This is a genomic window from Streptomyces yunnanensis (assembly GCF_029011865.1).
In the GTDB taxonomy this organism is placed as follows: domain Bacteria; phylum Actinomycetota; class Actinomycetes; order Streptomycetales; family Streptomycetaceae; genus Streptomyces; species Streptomyces yunnanensis.
On sequence record NZ_CP095749.1, the window covers coordinates 76,844 to 95,679 of the forward strand.

General features: G+C 68.5%; 2 protein-coding genes and 7 pseudogenes. All 9 read left to right on the forward strand.

The window, feature by feature from the left end; genetic code table 11:
* Positions 1-78: 78 nt before the first annotated feature.
* Positions 79-168 (forward strand): annotated as a pseudogene (locus MOV08_RS43670) (acyl carrier protein); the annotation flags it as partial.
* Positions 169-300: 132 nt separating this feature from the next.
* The gene (locus MOV08_RS43675) at positions 301-501 is read left to right on the forward strand and encodes a hypothetical protein (protein WP_338057113.1); all 201 of its coding nucleotides are present in this window, start codon (positions 301-303) and stop codon (positions 499-501) included.
* A gap of 149 nt (positions 502-650) precedes the next feature.
* Positions 651-4,310: pseudogene (locus MOV08_RS43910) on the forward strand (type I polyketide synthase); the annotation flags it as partial.
* 252 nt (positions 4,311-4,562) lie between these two features.
* Positions 4,563-4,937, forward strand: a pseudogene (locus MOV08_RS43915) (SpnB-like Rossmann fold domain-containing protein); the annotation flags it as partial.
* A gap of 106 nt (positions 4,938-5,043) precedes the next feature.
* Positions 5,044-9,456, forward strand: a pseudogene (locus tag MOV08_RS43920) (type I polyketide synthase); the annotation flags it as partial.
* 285 nt (positions 9,457-9,741) lie between these two features.
* A pseudogene (locus tag MOV08_RS43925) lies at positions 9,742-10,317 on the forward strand (SpnB-like Rossmann fold domain-containing protein); the annotation flags it as partial.
* A pseudogene (locus MOV08_RS43930) lies at positions 10,269-14,225 on the forward strand (type I polyketide synthase). The pseudogenes MOV08_RS43925 and MOV08_RS43930, both read left to right, overlap by 49 nt.
* 528 nt (positions 14,226-14,753) lie before the next feature.
* Entirely contained in the window at positions 14,754-15,260 is a 507-nt protein-coding gene (locus MOV08_RS00260) for a phosphopantetheine-binding protein (protein ID WP_275305686.1), read from the forward strand.
* Positions 15,261-15,318: 58 nt separating this feature from the next.
* Positions 15,319-18,673: pseudogene (locus MOV08_RS43935) on the forward strand (type I polyketide synthase).
* Positions 18,674-18,836 lie beyond the last annotated feature (163 nt).

Sequence of the window (18,836 nt, forward strand, 5' to 3'; positions counted from 1 at the left end):
ACCGAACGGGACCGCCTACTGACCGATCTCGTCCGCACCCACACCGCCGCCGTCCTCGGACACCCCGACCACACCGCCATCGCAGCCGACCGCTCCTTCCAAGAACTCGGCTTCGACTCCCTCACCGCAGTCGAGTTCCGCAACCAACTCACCACCGCCACCGGCCTGCGACTACCCACCACCCTCGTCTTCGACCACCCCAACCCCACCGCCCTCGCCACCCACCTCCAAGCACAGTTGGTACCCGATGGTGCGGCAGCGGCCGGGCCCGTACTTGCGGAGCTGGCCAAGCTCAAGGCAGTGATCAGGGATGTGGCGGACGACACGGAAACCCGCGACCGGATCACTGCTCAACTCGGCGAGTTGCTGAAGCTGGCCGGAGCGGTGGACGACCGGGCCCCACGCACCACCGGAACCCCCAAGTCTTCCGACGGCACCGACAAGGACCTCGAAACCGCAAGCGATGAAGAGCTCTTCGCGCTCTTCAACGACCTCGAATGACCGGCTGATCCGGCCGGTCCGGATCGACGCGCACGGACACCAGCCACGAGACACCAGCTACCAGACATTCAGAATCCAGGCACAACACAGCGGGGAGACGACATCACATGGCGGGCGAAGAACAACTCCGCGACTACCTCAAGCGGGCCATTGCGGATGCCCGTGACGCGCGCAGGAAGCTGCGCGAGGTGGAGGAGCGGCAGCAGGAGCCGATCGCGATCGTGGCGATGGCCTGCCGCTATCCCGGCGGGGTCACCTCTCCGGAGGATCTGTGGCGCCTGGTGGCGGAAGGCAGGGACGCGATCGGAGAGTTCCCGGTCAACCGCGGCTGGGACCTGGAAGCCCTCTACGATCCCGACCCGGAACGGGTGGGCACCTCCTACACCCGCCACGGCGGCTTCCTCCATGACGCCGACCTGTTCGACCCGGAGTTCTTCGGGATGTCCCCGCGTGAGGCGCTGACTGTGGATCCGCAGCAGCGGCTGCTGCTGGAGGCCGCCTGGGAAGCGTTCGAGAATGCGGGTATCGTCCCTGGGTCGTTGCGCGGCAGCCACACGGGTGTGTTCACCGGCGTGATGTACAACGACTACGGCTCACGTCCGCGCCTCCCCGCCGAGGGCAACGAGGCTTATCTCTACGGCGGTAGCGCGGGCAGTGTTGCCGCCGGCCGCCTCTCGTACACGTACGGTCTGGAAGGGCCTGCGGTGGCGGTGGACACCGCGTGCTCGTCGTCGTTGGTGGCACTGCATCTCGCGGCCACTGCCCTACGCCGGGGCGAGTGCGATCTGGCGCTCGCCGGCGGAGTGGCGGTGATGTCGACCCCGCGATCGTTCGTCGAGTTCTCCCGTCAGCGCGGGCTGTCCGTCGACGGCCGCTGCAAGGCGTTCTCGGCCGCTGCCGACGGCACCGGCTGGTCGGAGGGCGTGGGTCTGCTGTTGCTGGAGCGGCTCTCCGACGCCCTGGAAAACGGACACCAGGTACTGGCCGTACTGCGTGGTTCCGCAGTCAATCAGGACGGTGCCAGCAACGGACTGACGGCACCCAACGGCCCGTCCCAGGAGCGCGTCATCCACCAGGCACTGGCCGCCTCCGGCCTGTCCACGGCGGACGTCGACGCGGTGGAGGCCCACGGGACCGGCACGCCGCTGGGCGACCCGATCGAGGCCCAGGCCCTGCTGGCCACCTACGGGCAGGGCCGGCCCGCCGACCGGCCGCTGCGGCTCGGGTCGCTCAAGTCGAACATCGGTCATACGCAGGCCGCGGCGGGCGTGGGCGGTGTCATCAAGATGGTCCAGGCGATGCGGCACCGCATGCTGCCCAGGACCCTCCACGTCGACGAGCCGACCGGATACGTCGACTGGGAGGCGGGGGCCGTCTCCCTGCTCCGCGAGGCCGTGTCCTGGCCGGAGTCCGAGGAACCGCGGCGAGCCGCGGTGTCCTCCTTCGGATTCGGCGGCACCAACGCGCATGTGATCGTCGAGGAGGCGCCAGCCGCGTCCGAGGAGCCGGCCCGTACGGAGGCCACGCATGTTCCGGTGGTGCCGTGGGTACTGTCTGGCAGGACCGACGCGGCGCTCAGGGACCAGGCCGCACGGCTTCTGAGCCGCGTCGAGGCCGATCCCGCACTCGCCCCGGTCGATGTGGCGTTCTCGCTGGCTGCTGGGCGCTCGGTGCTGGAGCACCGGGCGGTGGTGACCGGCAGCGACCGCGAGCAGCTGACCGCAGGGTTGAGGGCGTTGGCGGATGGCAGGACGGCCCCGAACCTGATCGCAGCCGACGGTCATGGCAGCAGCCCGGTCGGGGAGCGGGTGGTCTTCGTCTTCCCCGGACAGGGCTCCCAGTGGACCGGCATGGCCAGCGAACTCCTGGATACCACACCCCTCTTCGCGCAACACCTACACGAATGCGCAGACGCCCTGGCCGAGTTCACCGACTGGGAGGGCTGGAGCCTTCAGGACGTGTTGCGGCAGACACCCGGAGCCCCGGATCTGGACCGCGTCGACGTCGTCCAGCCCGCCCTCTTCGCCGTGATGGTCTCTCTGGCCCGCCTCTGGCAGGCACACGGCATCACACCGGCCGCCGTCATCGGCGCCTCACAGGGCGAGATCGCCGCCGCCCACATCGCCGGTGCGCTCACACTGCGCGACGCCGCCCGCATCGTCACCCGCCGTTCCCGCATGCTGCGGTCGCTCGTCGGGCGCGGCGGCATGGTCTCCCTCACTCTGCCTGCCGATCAGGTCTCCGAGCTCATCGCACCCTGGGGTGAACAGCTCGCCATAGCCACCCATAACGGCCCCACCGCCACAGTCGTCTCCGGCGAGATCCAGGCACTCGACGAGCTTCTCGCCCACTGCGAGCAGCACGCCCTCCGTGCTCGCCGCATCCCCGTCGACTACGCCTCACACTGCGCCCAGGTAGAGGAGCTCAGAGCAGAGCTGATGGCGGCGCTTGCGGGCATCATCCCCGGGACCGCCGACGTTCCTTTCCACTCCACGGTCACCGCCACCCCCCTCGACGGCACCAGGCTCGACCCCGAGTACTGGTACGGCAACCTCCGGCACACCGTCCGTTTCGAGGAGACCGTTGCCTCGCTGCTCGCCGACGGTGACGCACTCTTCATCGAGGTGTCCCCGCACCCGGTGATGACCGTCGGCATTGCACAGACCACTGAAGCTCACGGCGCCGCCCGTAGTCACGGTCTGCCCACCCTGCGCCGCTCCGAAGGCGGCCCTCACCGCTACTTCGCCTCCCTGGCCGACGCCTGGATCCACGGTGCACCGGTCAGCTGGACCTCACTCCTCAACGGCACCGACGCACAGCGCACGGACCTCCCCACCTACCCGTTCCAGCGACAGCGTTACTGGCTGGAGGCAGGGACCGGAGCGGCTGACGCAGCGGGGCTGGGTCTGAGTGAGACGAGCCATCCGCTGCTGGGCGCGGCGGTGGGGTTGGCGGAGCGGGACGAGTATGTGTTCACCGGGCGGCTGTCGCGGCAGGCCCACCCCTGGCTGACGGATCATGCGGTGGCGGGAACGGTGTTGGTTCCCGGGACGGGGCTGCTGGAGCTGGCCCTGCACGCCGCCGAGCAGGTCGGGAGCAGCGGGGTCACGGAGCTCGCACTCGCCGCGCCGCTCGTGCTGCCCGAGCACGGTGGCGTACAGCTTCAGTTGACAGTTGGTTCAGCCGATGAGGGCGGGCAGCGCGGCATCGATGTGCACGCCCGGCTCGACCATACGGGCGAAGACGGGCCGTGGACGCTGCATGCACGCGGGGTGCTAACCAGCGAACTTCCAGACTCTGCGCCCCGCGCCCTGACGTCCTGGCCGCCGGCCGGGGCGACAGAGGTGGATCTGATCGGTGCGTACGAGCGCCTGGCGGAGAGGGGTTATGAGTACGGACCGGCCTTCCAGGGCCTACGGCGCGCCTGGAAGAGCACGGCCGGCGGCGCGGTGTTCGCCGAGGTCGCACTTGACGATGAACTCCACGCCGAGGCAGCCCTGTTCGGTGTCCACCCAGCCATGCTGGACGCCGCCCTGCACACGCTGCTGCCGGGCGTGGTGGAGGACGATGCGCCGGCGGTCCTGCCGTTCGCCTGGTCCGGGGTCCGTGTACATGCCGTGGGGGCGTCGGTACTGCGCGTCCGTCTGGCCAGGACCGGGGCCGAGTCGGTCGCCCTGGACATCGCCGATGCGACCGGCGCTCCCGTCGCCACCGTCGAATCGCTTGCCACCCGACCCCTTGCGCAGGACGCCCTCGCGGCCGCGGCGACGACCACGCTCGACGGGCTCTTTCATGTGGAGTGGCGGCCGGTACCGGCACCGTCCGAATCGCCCTCGTATTCGGATGCCTGGGCTGTCATCGGTCCTTGCACAGACCTTGAACCGGGGCGTCATTACGCCGATCTGGACGCACTGTCGCGGGCGGTGGACGACGGTGCGGACGCGCCACCGGTGGTGATCCTGGCACTGACCGAAGACGGACCGGTGAGCGGGGACGTACCCGAGCGAGCCCACGCCGCCCTCCACCACACCCTTCAGACACTGCAGACCTGGCTGGCCGACGACCGGTTCGCCGCCACCCGCCTGACCATCGTCACCCACCACGCCATCGCCATCAGCCCGGACGAGGACGTCACCGACCTGACCCACGCCGCCATCTGGGGCCTGATCCGCACCGCCCAAACCGAACACCCCGACCGCATCCACCTCATCGACACCGACCACACCACCGCCCTACCCACCGCCCTGGCCACCGCCCTGGCCCTGGACGAGCCACAACTCGCCCTCCGCAACAACCAGTTCCTCATCCCCCGCCTGGCCCGCGCCACCCCCGACCCCACCACCACACCCCCCGACTGGAGCGAGGGCACCATCCTGATCACCGGCGGCACCGGCACCCTCGGCAGCCACCTCGCCACCCACCTCGCCACCCACCACGGCGCCCAACACCTCCTCCTCACCAGCCGCCAAGGCCCCAACACCCCGGCGCAGCAGAACTCCAAGAAGAACTACACCAGTTGGGAACCCAGACCACCATCGTGGCCTGCGACGCAGCCAACCGCGACGCCCTGGCCGCACTCCTGGACACCATCCCCACCGAACACCCCTCACCGCCGTCATCCACACCGCCGGCACCCTCGACGACGCCCCCCTCACCACCCTCACCCCCCACCAACTCCACACCGTCCTCAAACCCAAAATCGACGCAGCCTGGAACCTCCACCAACTCACCCAACACCACCCCCACCTCAAAACCTTCATCCTCTACTCCTCCCTCGCCGGCCTCCTCGGCACCCCCGCCCAAGCCAACTACGCCGCCGCCAACACCTTCCTCGACGCCCTCGCCCACCACCGCCACACCAACAACCAACCCGCCACCTCCCTCGCCTGGGGCCTCTGGCAAGACACCAGCACCCTCACCCACCACCTCACCCACACCGACCACCAACGCCTCACCCGCACCGGAATCCAACCCCTCACCACCCACCACGCCCTCACCCTCTTCGACACCACACACACCACCCCCCACACAACCCTCGCCCTCACCCCCATCAACACCACCACCCTCCGACAACAACACAACCCCACCCCCCTCCTCCGCGACCTCACCCCCACCACCCGCCGCACCACAGCCCAACAGCAAGCCGGACCGTCACTGACCCAACGCCTGGCGAACCTTCCGACCACCGAACGGGACCGCCTACTGACCGATCTCGTCCGCACCCACACCGCCGCCGTCCTCGGACACCCCGACCACACCGCCATCGCAGCCGACCGCTCCTTCCAAGAACTCGGCTTCGACTCCCTCACCGCAGTCGAGTTCCGCAACCAACTCACCACCGCCACCGGCCTGCGACTACCCACCACCCTCGTCTTCGACCACCCCAACCCCACCGCCCTCGCCACCCACCTCGCCACCCAGATCTCGGGCGCCCCCGCCGGGACGGCCTCGGCGCCCGCTGCGGTCGCCGGCGTGGACGAGCCGATCGTCATCGTCGGCATGGCCTGCCGCTATCCCGGCGGCGTCACCTCGCCCGACGACCTGTGGCGCCTGGTGGCGGAAGGCAGGGACGCGATCGGCGAGTTCCCGACCAACCGCGGCTGGGACCTGGAAAGCCTCTACCACCCCGACCCCGAACACCCCGGCACCTCATACGCCCGCCACGGCGGCTTCCTCCACGACGCCGACCAATTCGACCCGGAGTTCTTCGGCATGTCCCCGAGGGAGGCAATGGCCACCGACCCGCAGCAGCGACTGCTGCTGGAGACCGCCTGGGAAACCTTCGAGAACGCCGGAATCACCACACCGCAGCTCCGCGGCAGCCGCACCGGAGTCTTCACCGGCGTCATGTACCACGACTACGCGCCACAGACGCACACCGTCCCTCAGGAGTTGGAGGGCTTTCTGGTCGGTGGTATCGCGGGCAGTGTCGCCTCGGGTCGGCTCTCGTACGTCTTCGGGCTGGAGGGCCCGGCCATCACCATCGACACCGCCTGCTCCTCCTCCCTCGTCGCCCTCCACATGGCCGCAGGCGCCCTCCGCACCGGCGAATGCGACCTCGCCCTCGCCGGCGGAGCAACCGTCATGGCCACCCCCCAGGCATTCATCGAGTTCTCCCGCCAGCGCGGACTGGCACCCGACGGCCACTGCAAACCCTTCGCCCAGGCCGCCGACGGCGCAACCTGGTCCGAAGGCGTGGGCCTCCTCCTCGTCGAACGCCTCTCCGACGCCCGCAAGAACAACCACCGCATCCTCGCCGTACTACGCGGCTCCGCCATCAACCAGGACGGCGCCAGCAACGGACTGACCGCCCCCAACGGCCCCTCCCAAGAACGCGTCATCCGCCAGGCACTGGCCAACGCAGGACTGGTGGCCACCGATATCGACGCCGTCGAGGCCCACGGCACCGGTACGCCCCTCGGGGACCCCATCGAAGCCCAGGCACTGCTGGCCACCTACGGCCAGGACCGACCCGCCAACCAGCCCCTCTACCTCGGCTCCCTCAAATCCAACATCGGCCACACCCAAGCCGCCGCAGGCATCGCCAGCGTCATCAAAATGGTGCAGGCGATACGCCATGGCGTATTGCCCAAGACCCTCCACGTCGATGAGCCCAGCCACCACGTCGACTGGGACGCAGGCGATCTCTCCCTGCTCACCGAGGCCCTCGCCTGGCCAGAGACAGACCGACCACGCCGCGCGGGTATCTCCTCCTTCGGTATCAGCGGCACCAACGCGCACCTCATCCTCGAACAAGCACCCGCAGAGGAGACAACGGCAACAGCCACCGAGGAGCCCGCGCCCGTTCCGGTGGTGCCGTGGGTGCTGTCCGGCAAGACCGACAAGGCTGTACGGGACCAGGCCGCACGACTGCTAAGCCGGGTCGAGAACGATCCCTCGCTCGACCCCATCGATATAGCCTTCACCCTCGCCACAAAGCGAACCGCCCTGGACCACCGCGCCGCCGTCATCGGACGCAACCGCGACGAACTCATCGCGAACCTGTGCGCCCTGGCGTCGGGCGAGCCGGTCGCGGGGTGGTGCAGGGGTCCCAACGGACGGCAAGCTCGCCTTTGCTTTCACGGGGCAAGGCGCGCAACGGGTCGGTATGGGCATGGAGCTGTACCACACCTACCCCGCCTACGCCGAAGCCTTCGACACCGTCTGCACCGCACTGGACCCCTACCTCGACCAACCCCTCCACCACACCATCACCACCGGCCACCAACTCCACAACACCGCCTACACCCAACCCGCCCTCTTCGCCCTCGAAGTCGCCCTCCACCACCTCCTCACCACCTTCAACATCCACCCCGACATCCTCGTCGGACACTCCATCGGCGAACTCACCGCCGCCCACATCGCCGGCATCCTCACCCTCCCCGACGCCGCCCGCCTCGTCACCGCCCGAGGCCACCTCATGCAAACCCTCCCCACCGGCGGCACCATGATCGCCATCCAAGCCACCGAAAACGACCTCACCCCCCACCTCACCGGCCACGAACACCACCTAAGCATCGCCGCCATCAACGACCCCACCTCACTCGTCATATCCGGCGACCACCACACCGCCCAACACATCGCCAAAACACTCCAACAACAAGGCCACAAAACCAAACGCCTCACCGTCTCCCACGCCTTCCACTCCCCCACATGGACCCCATCCTCAACCAATTCCACGCCATCACACAGGAACTCACCTACCACACCCCCACCATCCCCATCGTCTCCACCCTCACCGGCAACCTCACCACCAACGAACTCACCAACCCCCAATACTGGGTCGACCAACTCCGCAACACCGTCCGCTACGCCGACGCCCTCCACACCCTCACCCACCACGGCACCACCACCCTCCTCGAACTCGGCCCCGACACCACCCTCACCACCCACACCCGCAACACCAACCCCACCATCAACGCCCACCCCACCCTCCGCCACAACCACCCCGAACCCCACACCCTCACCACCACCCTCACCCAACTCCACACCACCGGCACCACCCCCAACTGGCACACCCTCCTCCCCCACACCCACCACACCGACCTCCCCACCTACCCCTTCCAACACAACCGCTACTGGTTCAACCACCCTGCAACCACGGGCAATGCAACAGGACTTGGGCTCAACCCCACAGACCACCCCTTGCTCGCCGCCACGGTGGCGCTGGCCGAGCGCGACGAGTACGTGTTCACCGGGCGGCTTTCCCTACACAGCCACCCCTGGCTGCTCGATCACGCGGTCGCGGGCACACATCTGATTCCCGGAACCGTCCTGCTGGAGCTGGCCCTACACGCGGCCGAGCAGGTCGGCGCCGGACAGGTCGAGGAGCTCACCCTCACCGCGCCACTGATGCTTCCCGAACGCGGGGGCCTTCACCTGCAGTTGACAGTCGGCGCCGAGGACGAAGCGGGGCGCCGCACCTTCGATATCCACGCCCGTCCCGAGACCGAGCGCGCGGATGCCGCATGGGTGCGGCACGGCGGTGGCACGCTCACCGCCAGGTCAGCGGCACCGGCCACCGTCCACACCGACTTCGCTTCCTGGCCGCCGAGCAATGCCACCGAGCTCGATCTCACCGGCGGCTACGAGCGCCTGGCCGACCAGGGTTACGAGTACGGTCCTGCCTTCCAGGGCCTGCGCCGCGCGTGGAAGCACAGCACCGAGAACACCGTGTACGCCGAGATCGGCCTCGACGGCGAATTGCACGCAGACCTCGACCGCTTCCACCTCCACCCGGCTCTGCTGGATGCCGCCTTCCACGCCCTCCTTCCGGGCATCGCGGACGACGACGTCGAAGCAGCTCTCCCCTTCGCCTGGTCAGGCATCGAAATTCAGGCCGGCGGCGCCTCTACCCTCCGCGCCCGCCTCACTCGTACGGGAACGGAGTCCGTCTCCCTCACCATCGCCGACGGCGCCGGGGCTCCGGTCGCCACCATCGACGCCGTCACCACCCGCCCGTTGTCCCTGGACACCCTGCGGGCTGCCGCCCCTGCCGTCCGCGACGGGCTCTTTCATGTGGAGTGGCGGCCGGTACCGGCACCGTCCGAATCGCCCTCGTATTCGGATGCCTGGGCTGTCATCGGTCCTTGCACAGACCTTGAACCGGGGCGTCATTACACCGATCTGGACGCACTGTCGCGGGCGGTGGACGACGGTGCGGACGCGCCACCGGTGGTGATCCTGGCACTGACCGAAGACGGACCGGTGAGCGGGGACGCACCCGAGCGAGCCCACGCCGCCCTCCACCACACCCTTCAGACACTGCAGACCTGGCTGGCCGACGACCGGTTCGCCGCCACCCGCCTGACCATCGTCACCCACCACGCCATCGCCACCAACCCCACCGAGGACGTCACCGACCTGACCCACGCCGCCATCTGGGGCCTGATCCGCACCGCCCAAACCGAACACCCCGACCGCATCCACCTCATCGACACCGACCACACCACCGCCCTACCCACCGCCCTGGCCACCGCCCTGGCCCTGGACGAGCCACAACTCGCCCTCCGCAACAACCAGTTCCTCATCCCCCGCCTGGCCCGCACCACCCCCGACCCCACCACCACACCCCCCGACTGGAGCGAGGGCACCATCCTGATCACCGGCGGCACCGGCACCCTCGGCAGCCACCTCGCCCGCCACCTCGCCACCCACCACGGCGCCCAACACCTCCTCCTCACCAGCCGCCAAGGCCCCAACACCCCCGGCGCAGCAGAACTCCAAGAAGAACTACACCAGTTGGGAACCCAGACCACCATCGTGGCCTGCGACGCAGCCAACCGCGACGCCCTGGCCGCACTCCTGGACACCATCCCCACCGAACACCCCCTCACCGCCGTCATCCACACCGCCGGCACCCTCGACGACGCCCCCTCACCACCCTCACCCCCACCAACTCCACACCGTCCTCAAACCCAAAATCGACGCAGCCTGGAACCTCCACCAACTCACCCAACACCACCCCCACCTCAAAACCTTCATCCTCTACTCCTCCCTCGCCGGCCTCCTCGGCACCCCCGCCCAAGCCAACTACGCCGCCGCCAACACCTTCCTCGACGCCCTCGCCCACCACCGCCACACCAACAACCAACCCGCCACCTCCTCGCCTGGGGCCTCTGGCAAGACACCAGCACCCTCACCCACCACCTCACCCACACCGACCACCAACGCCTCACCCGCACCGGAATCCAACCCCTCACCACCCACCACGCCCTCACCCTCTTCGACACCACACACACCACCCCCACACAACCCTCGCCCTCACCCCCATCAACACCACCACCCTCCACACACACAGACACAACCTCCCCGTCCTCCTCCACGGACTCGCGCCATCAGCCACCCGCCGCGCGACCACCCGACAGGAAATCGGTCGGTCGGCGACGGAACGACTGGCAGGGCTGGCACCTTCGGAGCGCGACAGTGCGCTGATCAGCCTCGTACGTACCCACGCCGCCAAGGTGCTCGGCCATGCGAACCCCGACGCCATCGCCACCGAACAGGCCTTTCGTGACCTGGGCTTCGACTCCCTCACCGCAGTCGAGTTCCGCAACGAGATCTCCACCGCCACCGGCCTGCGACTACCCACCACCCTCGTCTTCGACCACCCCAACCCCACCGCCCTCGCCACCCACCTCGCCACCCAGATCTCGGGCGCCCCCGCCGGGACGGCCTCGGCGCCCGCTGCGGTCGCCGGCGTGGACGAGCCGATCGTCATCGTCGGCATGGCCTGCCGCTATCCCGGCGGCGTCACCTCGCCCGACGACCTGTGGCGCCTGGTGGCGGAAGGCAGGGACGCGATCGGCGAGTTCCCGACCAACCGCGGCTGGGACCTGGAAAGCCTCTACCACCCCGACCCCGAACACCCCGGCACCTCATACGCCCGCCACGGCGGCTTCCTCCACGACGCCGACCAATTCGACCCGGAGTTCTTCGGCATGTCCCCGAGGGAGGCAATGGCCACCGACCCGCAGCAGCGACTGCTGCTGGAGACCGCCTGGGAAACCTTCGAGAACGCCGGAATCACCACACCGCAGCTCCGCGGCAGCCGCACCGGAGTCTTCACCGGCGTCATGTACCACGACTACGCCTCTCAGGTGCACAGCTTCCCGGAGGATCTGCAAGGTCTGCTGGCAAGCGGCAACGCGGGCAGTGTCGCCTCGGGTCGGCTCTCGTACGTCTTCGGGCTGGAGGGCCCGGCCATCACCATCGACACCGCCTGCTCCTCCTCCCTCGTCGCCCTCCACATGGCCGCAGGCGCCCTCCGCACCGGCGAATGCGACCTCGCCCTCGCCGGCGGAGCAACCGTCATGGCCACCCCCCAGGCATTCATCGAGTTCTCCCGCCAGCGCGGACTGGCACCCGACGGCCACTGCAAACCCTTCGCCCAGGCCGCCGACGGCGCAACCTGGTCCGAAGGCGTGGGCCTCCTCCTCGTCGAACGCCTCTCCGACGCCCGCAAGAACAACCACCGCATCCTCGCCGTACTACGCGGCTCCGCCATCAACCAGGACGGCGCCAGCAACGGACTGACCGCCCCCAACGGCCCCTCCCAAGAACGCGTCATCCGCCAAGCCCTCACCAACGCAGGACTCACCCCCACCGACATCGACGCCATCGAAGCCCACGGCACCGGCACCACACTCGGCGACCCCATCGAAGCCCAGGCACTACAAGCCACCTACGGCCACGACCGACCCACCGACCAACCCCTCTACCTCGGCTCCCTCAAATCCAACATCGGCCACACCCAAGCCGCCGCAGGCATCGCCAGCGTCATCAAAATGATCAAGGCCATGCACCACGGCACCCTCCCCCAAACCCTCCACATCGACGAACCCACCCACCACATCGACTGGGACACCACCCCCCTCACCCTCCTCACCGAAACCACCCCCTGGCCCCACACCAACCACCCACGCCGCGCCGCCATCTCCGCCTTCGGCATCAGCGGCACCAACGCACACCTCATCCTCGAACAAGCACCCGCAGAGGAGACAACGGCAACAGCCACCGAGGAGCCCGCGCCCGTTCCGGTGGTGCCGTGGGTGCTGTCCGGCAAGACCGACAAGGCTGTACGGGACCAGGCCGCACGACTGCTAAGCCGGGTCGAGAACGATCCCTCGCTCGACCCCATCGATATAGCCTTCACCCTCGCCACAAAGCGAACCGCCCTGGACCACCGCGCCGCCGTCATCGGACGCAACCGCGACGAACTCATCGCGAACCTGTGCGCCCTGGCGTCGGGCGAGCCGGTCGCGGGGTGGTGCAGGGGTCCCAACGGACGGCAAGCTCGCCTTTGCTTTCACGGGGCAAGGCGCGCAACGGGTCGGTATGGGCATGGAGCTGTACCACACCTACCCCGCCTACGCCGAAGCCTTCGACACCGTCTGCACCGCACTGGACCCCTACCTCGACCAACCCCTCCACCACACCATCACCACCGGCCACCAACTCCACAACACCGCCTACACCCAACCCGCCCTCTTCGCCCTCGAAGTCGCCCTCCACCACCTCCTCACCACCTTCAACATCCACCCCGACATCCTCGTCGGACACTCCATCGGCGAACTCACCGCCGCCCACATCGCCGGCATCCTCACCCTCCCCGACGCCGCCCGCCTCGTCACCGCCCGAGGCCACCTCATGCAAACCCTCCCCACCGGCGGCACCATGATCGCCATCCAAGCCACCGAAAACGACCTCACCCCCCACCTCACCGGCCACGAACACCACCTAAGCATCGCCGCCATCAACGACCCCACCTCACTCGTCATATCCGGCGACCACCACACCGCCCAACACATCGCCAAAACACTCCAACAACAAGGCCACAAAACCAAACGCCTCACCGTCTCCCACGCCTTCCACTCCCCCACATGGACCCCATCCTCAACCAATTCCACGCCATCACACAGGAACTCACCTACCACACCCCCACCATCCCCATCGTCTCCACCCTCACCGGCAACCTCACCACCAACGAACTCACCAACCCCCAATACTGGGTCGACCAACTCCGCAACACCGTCCGCTACGCCGACGCCCTCCACACCCTCACCCACCACGGCACCACCACCCTCCTCGAACTCGGCCCCGACACCACCCTCACCACCCACACCCGCAACACCAACCCCACCATCAACGCCCACCCCACCCTCCGCCACAACCACCCCGAACCCCACACCCTCACCACCACCCTCACCCAACTCCACACCACCGGCACCACCCCCAACTGGCACACCCTCCTCCCCCACACCCACCACACCGACCTCCCCACCTACCCCTTCCAACACAACCGCTACTGGCTGGAAGCCGGACAGCAAACAACCGATGCCGCCGCCATAGGACTCACCGACACCGGCCACCCCCTCCTCGGCACCGCCATCACCCTCGCCGAAACCAACGAAACCCTCTTCACCACCCGCCTCTCCCTCACCACCCACCCCTGGCTCACCCACCACACCCTGAGCAACACCACCACCCTCACCCCAGCAACCCTCACCGAACTCGCCATCCGCGCCGGCGACCACCACGGCGCCACCACCCTCGACCACCTCACCCTCCACACCCCCTCACCCTCCCCCACACCAAGCCATCCAACTCCAAGTCCGCATCACCACCCCCGACCACACCAACCACCACAACCTCACCATCCACACCCGACCCGACAACAACGACACACCCTGGACCTGCCACGCACACGCCCGACTCCTCACTGAGGAGTGCGGTGACTTCGACGTCGACGCCTGGATCGCAGCATCGACGCCGAGCGGTGACGGGAGCGGCGCGGTCATCGAGGCGGAGGTGCCCGTGGAGGACCTCGCCGAGTCACTTCAGGACGTGTCCCGGTTTGGGATTCATCCGGCCTTGCTGGACGCCGCCCTCCTCAACCACCCCTTCCTCCCCGCGAAGGCACCCTCCTCCTCCCCACCGAATGGCACGGCGTACGCCTCCACGCCACCGGCGCCACCACCGCACACATCCGGCTGACCCGCACCGGCGACAACACCGCCACCGCCCTCCTCACCGACCAAACCGGACAACCCCTCCTCACCATCGACAACCTCACCTACCACGAAATCCCACACGAGCAACTGGTCCCCGCGGCCGGATGCGGTGGCGGCATGCAGCTCCCTGGTCCTCGGGGTCCGGTCCGCCGCACCGCAGCCACGACCGGCTCGGCAGCCGGAGCCATCGCCTCGCTCGCCGACCGCCTGTCCGGGCTGTCCCCGCAGGAGCAAGAGCAGTTGACCCTGCATCTGATCCGTACTGAGGTGGCATCCGTTCTGGGGTACCGGGACAGCGCCGCGATCGATCCGGACCGGGCCTTTCAGGAGCTGGGCTTCGACTCGCTCCTGGCGGTCGAGCTGCGTAACCGGCTCAATGCGATGGCCGGTGTGCCGCTGCCCGCAACGGTGATCTTCGAGCATCCGACCCCCGCCGCACTCGCTGGTGCGCTGCTGGCGCGTGTGGTCCCCGAGAGTTCGGCAAGGCCGCCGCTGATCGCTGGACTGGAGCAGCTGGAGGCGTCCTTGACGGATCTGACCGCTGGTTCGTGGGACGAGCTGGGTCTTGACCACAGTGCGATCAGCGTGCGTCTGCAAACCCTGCTGGCGAAGGTACGAGAGGCAGCTGACGCGGCGGATGGGCCGGCGCGGGCCACCGGTGCGGCCGGTGCGGCCGGTGCGATCGAATCGGCCACGGCGGAGGAGATCTTTGCTCTGATCGACTCCGAGCTCGGCCCGCCGCAGTGATCACCACGGCGCCCGCCCGTGCATTCATTCCGACCGCCTAGGAAGGCCGAGGCTTCGCATGTCCCACACCACGTCCGAGACCGCGTCCAACGCCGAGTCCACCAACGAAGAGAGCACCAACGAAGAGAAGCTGCTTGCCTACCTCAAGCGGGTCACCGCCGACCTGCAGAAGACTCGACAGCGGGTAGCGGAGCTGGAGTCCGGCAGCGAGGCACCGATCGCGATCGTGGGGATGGCCTGCCGCTATCCAGGCGGTGTGTCCTCGCCCGATGAGCTGTGGCAGATGGTTCTGCACGGCACCGACGGCATCGAGCCGATTCCCACCGACCGCGGCTGGGATATCGAGCGGATCTACGACCCGGACCCCGACAAGCCTGGTACCGCCTACACCCGCGAAGGCGGGTTCGTCAGCGGTGCGACGCACTTCGATGCCGCGTTCTTCGGTATCTCGCCGCGCGAGGCGCTGGCCATGGACCCGCAGCACCGGCTTCTTCTGGAGGCTGCCTGGGAGACCTTCGAGAACGCCGGTATCGACCCGGCATCCTTGAAGGGCAGCCGGACCGGTGTGTTCACCGGGCTGGTGGAACAGAGCTATCTCGGCCTCAACGGTCCCGAGGAGCTGGAGGGCTATCTCATGACGAGCAAGCTCAGCAGCGTCGCCTCGGGCCGGGTGTCGTACTTCTTCGGGTTCGAAGGCCCCGCGGTCTCCCTGGACACGGCGTGCTCGTCCTCGCTGGTCTCACTGCACCTTGCCGTCCAGTCGCTGCGCCGGGGTGAATCGGACCTCGCCCTGGCCGGCGGCGTCTCGGTGTGGGGTCGCAGGGTGGCATGGTCGACTTCTCGCGGCAGCGCGGGCTGGCGCCCGACGGACGCTGCAAGTCCTTCGCCGCGGCGGCAGACGGCACCAGTTGGTCCGAGGGGTGGGCCTGCTTCTGGTCGAGCGGCTCGCGGATGCGCGTAAGAACGGCCATCAGGTGCTGGCCGTCGTGCGGGGCACGGCGGTCAATCAGGATGGTGCATCCAACGGCCTGACGGCGCCCAGCGGCCCATCCCAGGAACGCGTCATCCGCGAGGCGCTGGCCGGCGCGCGTCTCACGTCGGCCGACGTGGACGCCGTCGAGGCCCACGGCACGGGAACGCGGCTTGGCGACCCGATCGAGGCGCGGGCGCTGTTGGCCACCTACGGCCAGGGCCGACCCGCCGACCGACCGCTGTATCTGGGGTCGTTCAAGTCGAACATCGGCCACTCCGTCGCCGCTGCTGGTGTCGGAGGTGTGATCAAGATGGTCCAGGCCATACGGCACGGGGTACTGCCCAAGACCCTCCATGTCGATGAGCCAACGCCCTTTGTGGACTGGGAGGCAGGGGCGGTCGCGTTGCTGACCGACGCAAGGCCCTGGCCGGATACCGGGCGGGCACGGCGCGCGGGGTCTCGTCGTTCGGAGTGAGCGGCACCAACGCGCATGTGATCCTTGAGGAGGCGCCGGCCGCGGACACCGAGCCGGCCGCCGGCGAACCGGTAGCGCCGCACACCCTGCCGTGGGTGCTGTCCGCCAAGTCCGCCACGGCACTGCGGAACCAGGCGGGACGTCTGTTGCGTCGGGTCGAGTCCGATCCCGCACTCGACTCCGTCGATATGGCATTCACCCTGGCCGGACGCTCGGCTCTCGATCATCGCGCAGTCGTGATAGGCCGCGACCGGGAAGAACTCACCGCAGGTCTGCGGGCGCTGGCCAACGACACACCAGCCCCCAACCTCGTCGCGTCCGCCACGGGCACCGGCAGCCGAGCCGGGCAGCGGGTGGTCTTCGTCTTCCCGGACAGGGCTCCCAGTGGACCGGCATGGCCACCGAACTCCTCGACACCACACCCCTCTTCGCACAACACCTGGAGGAATGCGCAGACGCCCTGGCCGAGTTCACCGACTGGGAGGGCTGGAGCCTTCAGGACGTGTTGCGGCAGACACCCGGAGCCCCGGATCTGGACCGCGTCGACGTCGTCCAGCCCGCCCTCTTCGCCGTGATGGTCTCCCTAACGCGCCTGTGGCAGGCACACGGCATCACACCGGCCGCCGTCATCGGCGCCTCACAGGGCGAGATCGCCGCCGCCCACATCGCCGGCGCACTCACACTGCGCGACGCCGCCCGCATCGTCACCCGCCGAGCCCAGATCCTGCGCACCCTCACCGGGCGCGGCGGCATGGCCTCCTGACGCTGCCCGCCGACCGGACCGCCGACCTCATCGCGTCCTGGGGCCAACAGCTGTCCATCGCCGCCCATAACGGCCCCACCACCACTGTCGTCTCCGGCGATGCCCGAGCACTCGACGAGTTCCTCGCCCACTGCGCCACGCATCACGTCCACGCTCGCCGCATCCCCGTCGACTACGCCTCCCATTCTGCTCAAGTCGAGGACCTGCGCGCAGAACTGGCACAGGCGCTCTCGGGCATCGTCCCCCTGGCCGCCCACATCCCGTTCTACTCGACGGTGAGCGCCGCACCGGCTGACGGCACCGCCCTCGATCCCGTCTACTGGTACGACAACCTTCGCCACCCCGTTCGGTTCCAGGAAACCGTCGCCGCGCTCCTCGCCGACGGCGACGCACTCTTCGTCGAAGTCTCCCCCCACCCCGTCATGACCGTCGGCATCGAGCAGACCGCCGAAGCCCACAACGCTCCCCGCACGCAAGCCCTGCCCACCCTCCGCCGCAACGAAGGCGGCCCCCACCACTACCTCGCCTCCGTCGCGCGCGCCTGGACCCATGACGCCTCCGTCAACTGGGCCGCGCTCTTCGAGAACACCGGCGCCCACCGCGTAGATCTCCCCACCTACGCCTTCCAACACAACCGCTACTGGCTGGAAGCCGGACAGCAAACAACCGATGCCGCCGCCATAGGACTCACCGACACCGGCCACCCCCTCCTCGGCACCGCCATCACCCTCGCCGAAACCAACGAAACCCTCTTCACCACCCGCCTCTCCCTCACCACCCACCCCTGGCTCACCCACCACACCCTGAGCAACACCACCACCCTCACCCCAGCAACCCTCACCGAACTCGCCATCCGCGCCGGCGACCACCACGGCGCCACCACCCTCGACCACCTCACCCTCCACACCCCCTCACCCTCCCCCACACCAAGCCATCCAACTCCAAGTCCGCATCACCACCCCCGACCACACCAACCACCACAACCTCACCATCCACACCCGACCCGACAACAACGACACACCCTGGACCTGCCACGCACACGCCCGACTCTCCTTTTCCGTTCCCGGGGTTGTGCCCGCGCTCGGCCAGTGGCCGCCACAGGGGGCCGAGGACACCGACCTCGAACGGACCGTGTGGCAGCAGGGAGACGATCTCTTCTCCGAGGTCCGGCTGAGCGAGAAACAGATCGGCCGCTCCGGTGACTTCGGGATTCATCCGGCCTTGCTGGACGCCGCCCTCCTCAACCACCCCTTCCTCCCCGCGAAGGCACCCTCCTCCTCCCCACCGAATGGCACGGCGTACGCCTCCACGCCACCGGCGCCACCACCGCACACATCCGACTGACCCGCACCGGCCACAACACCG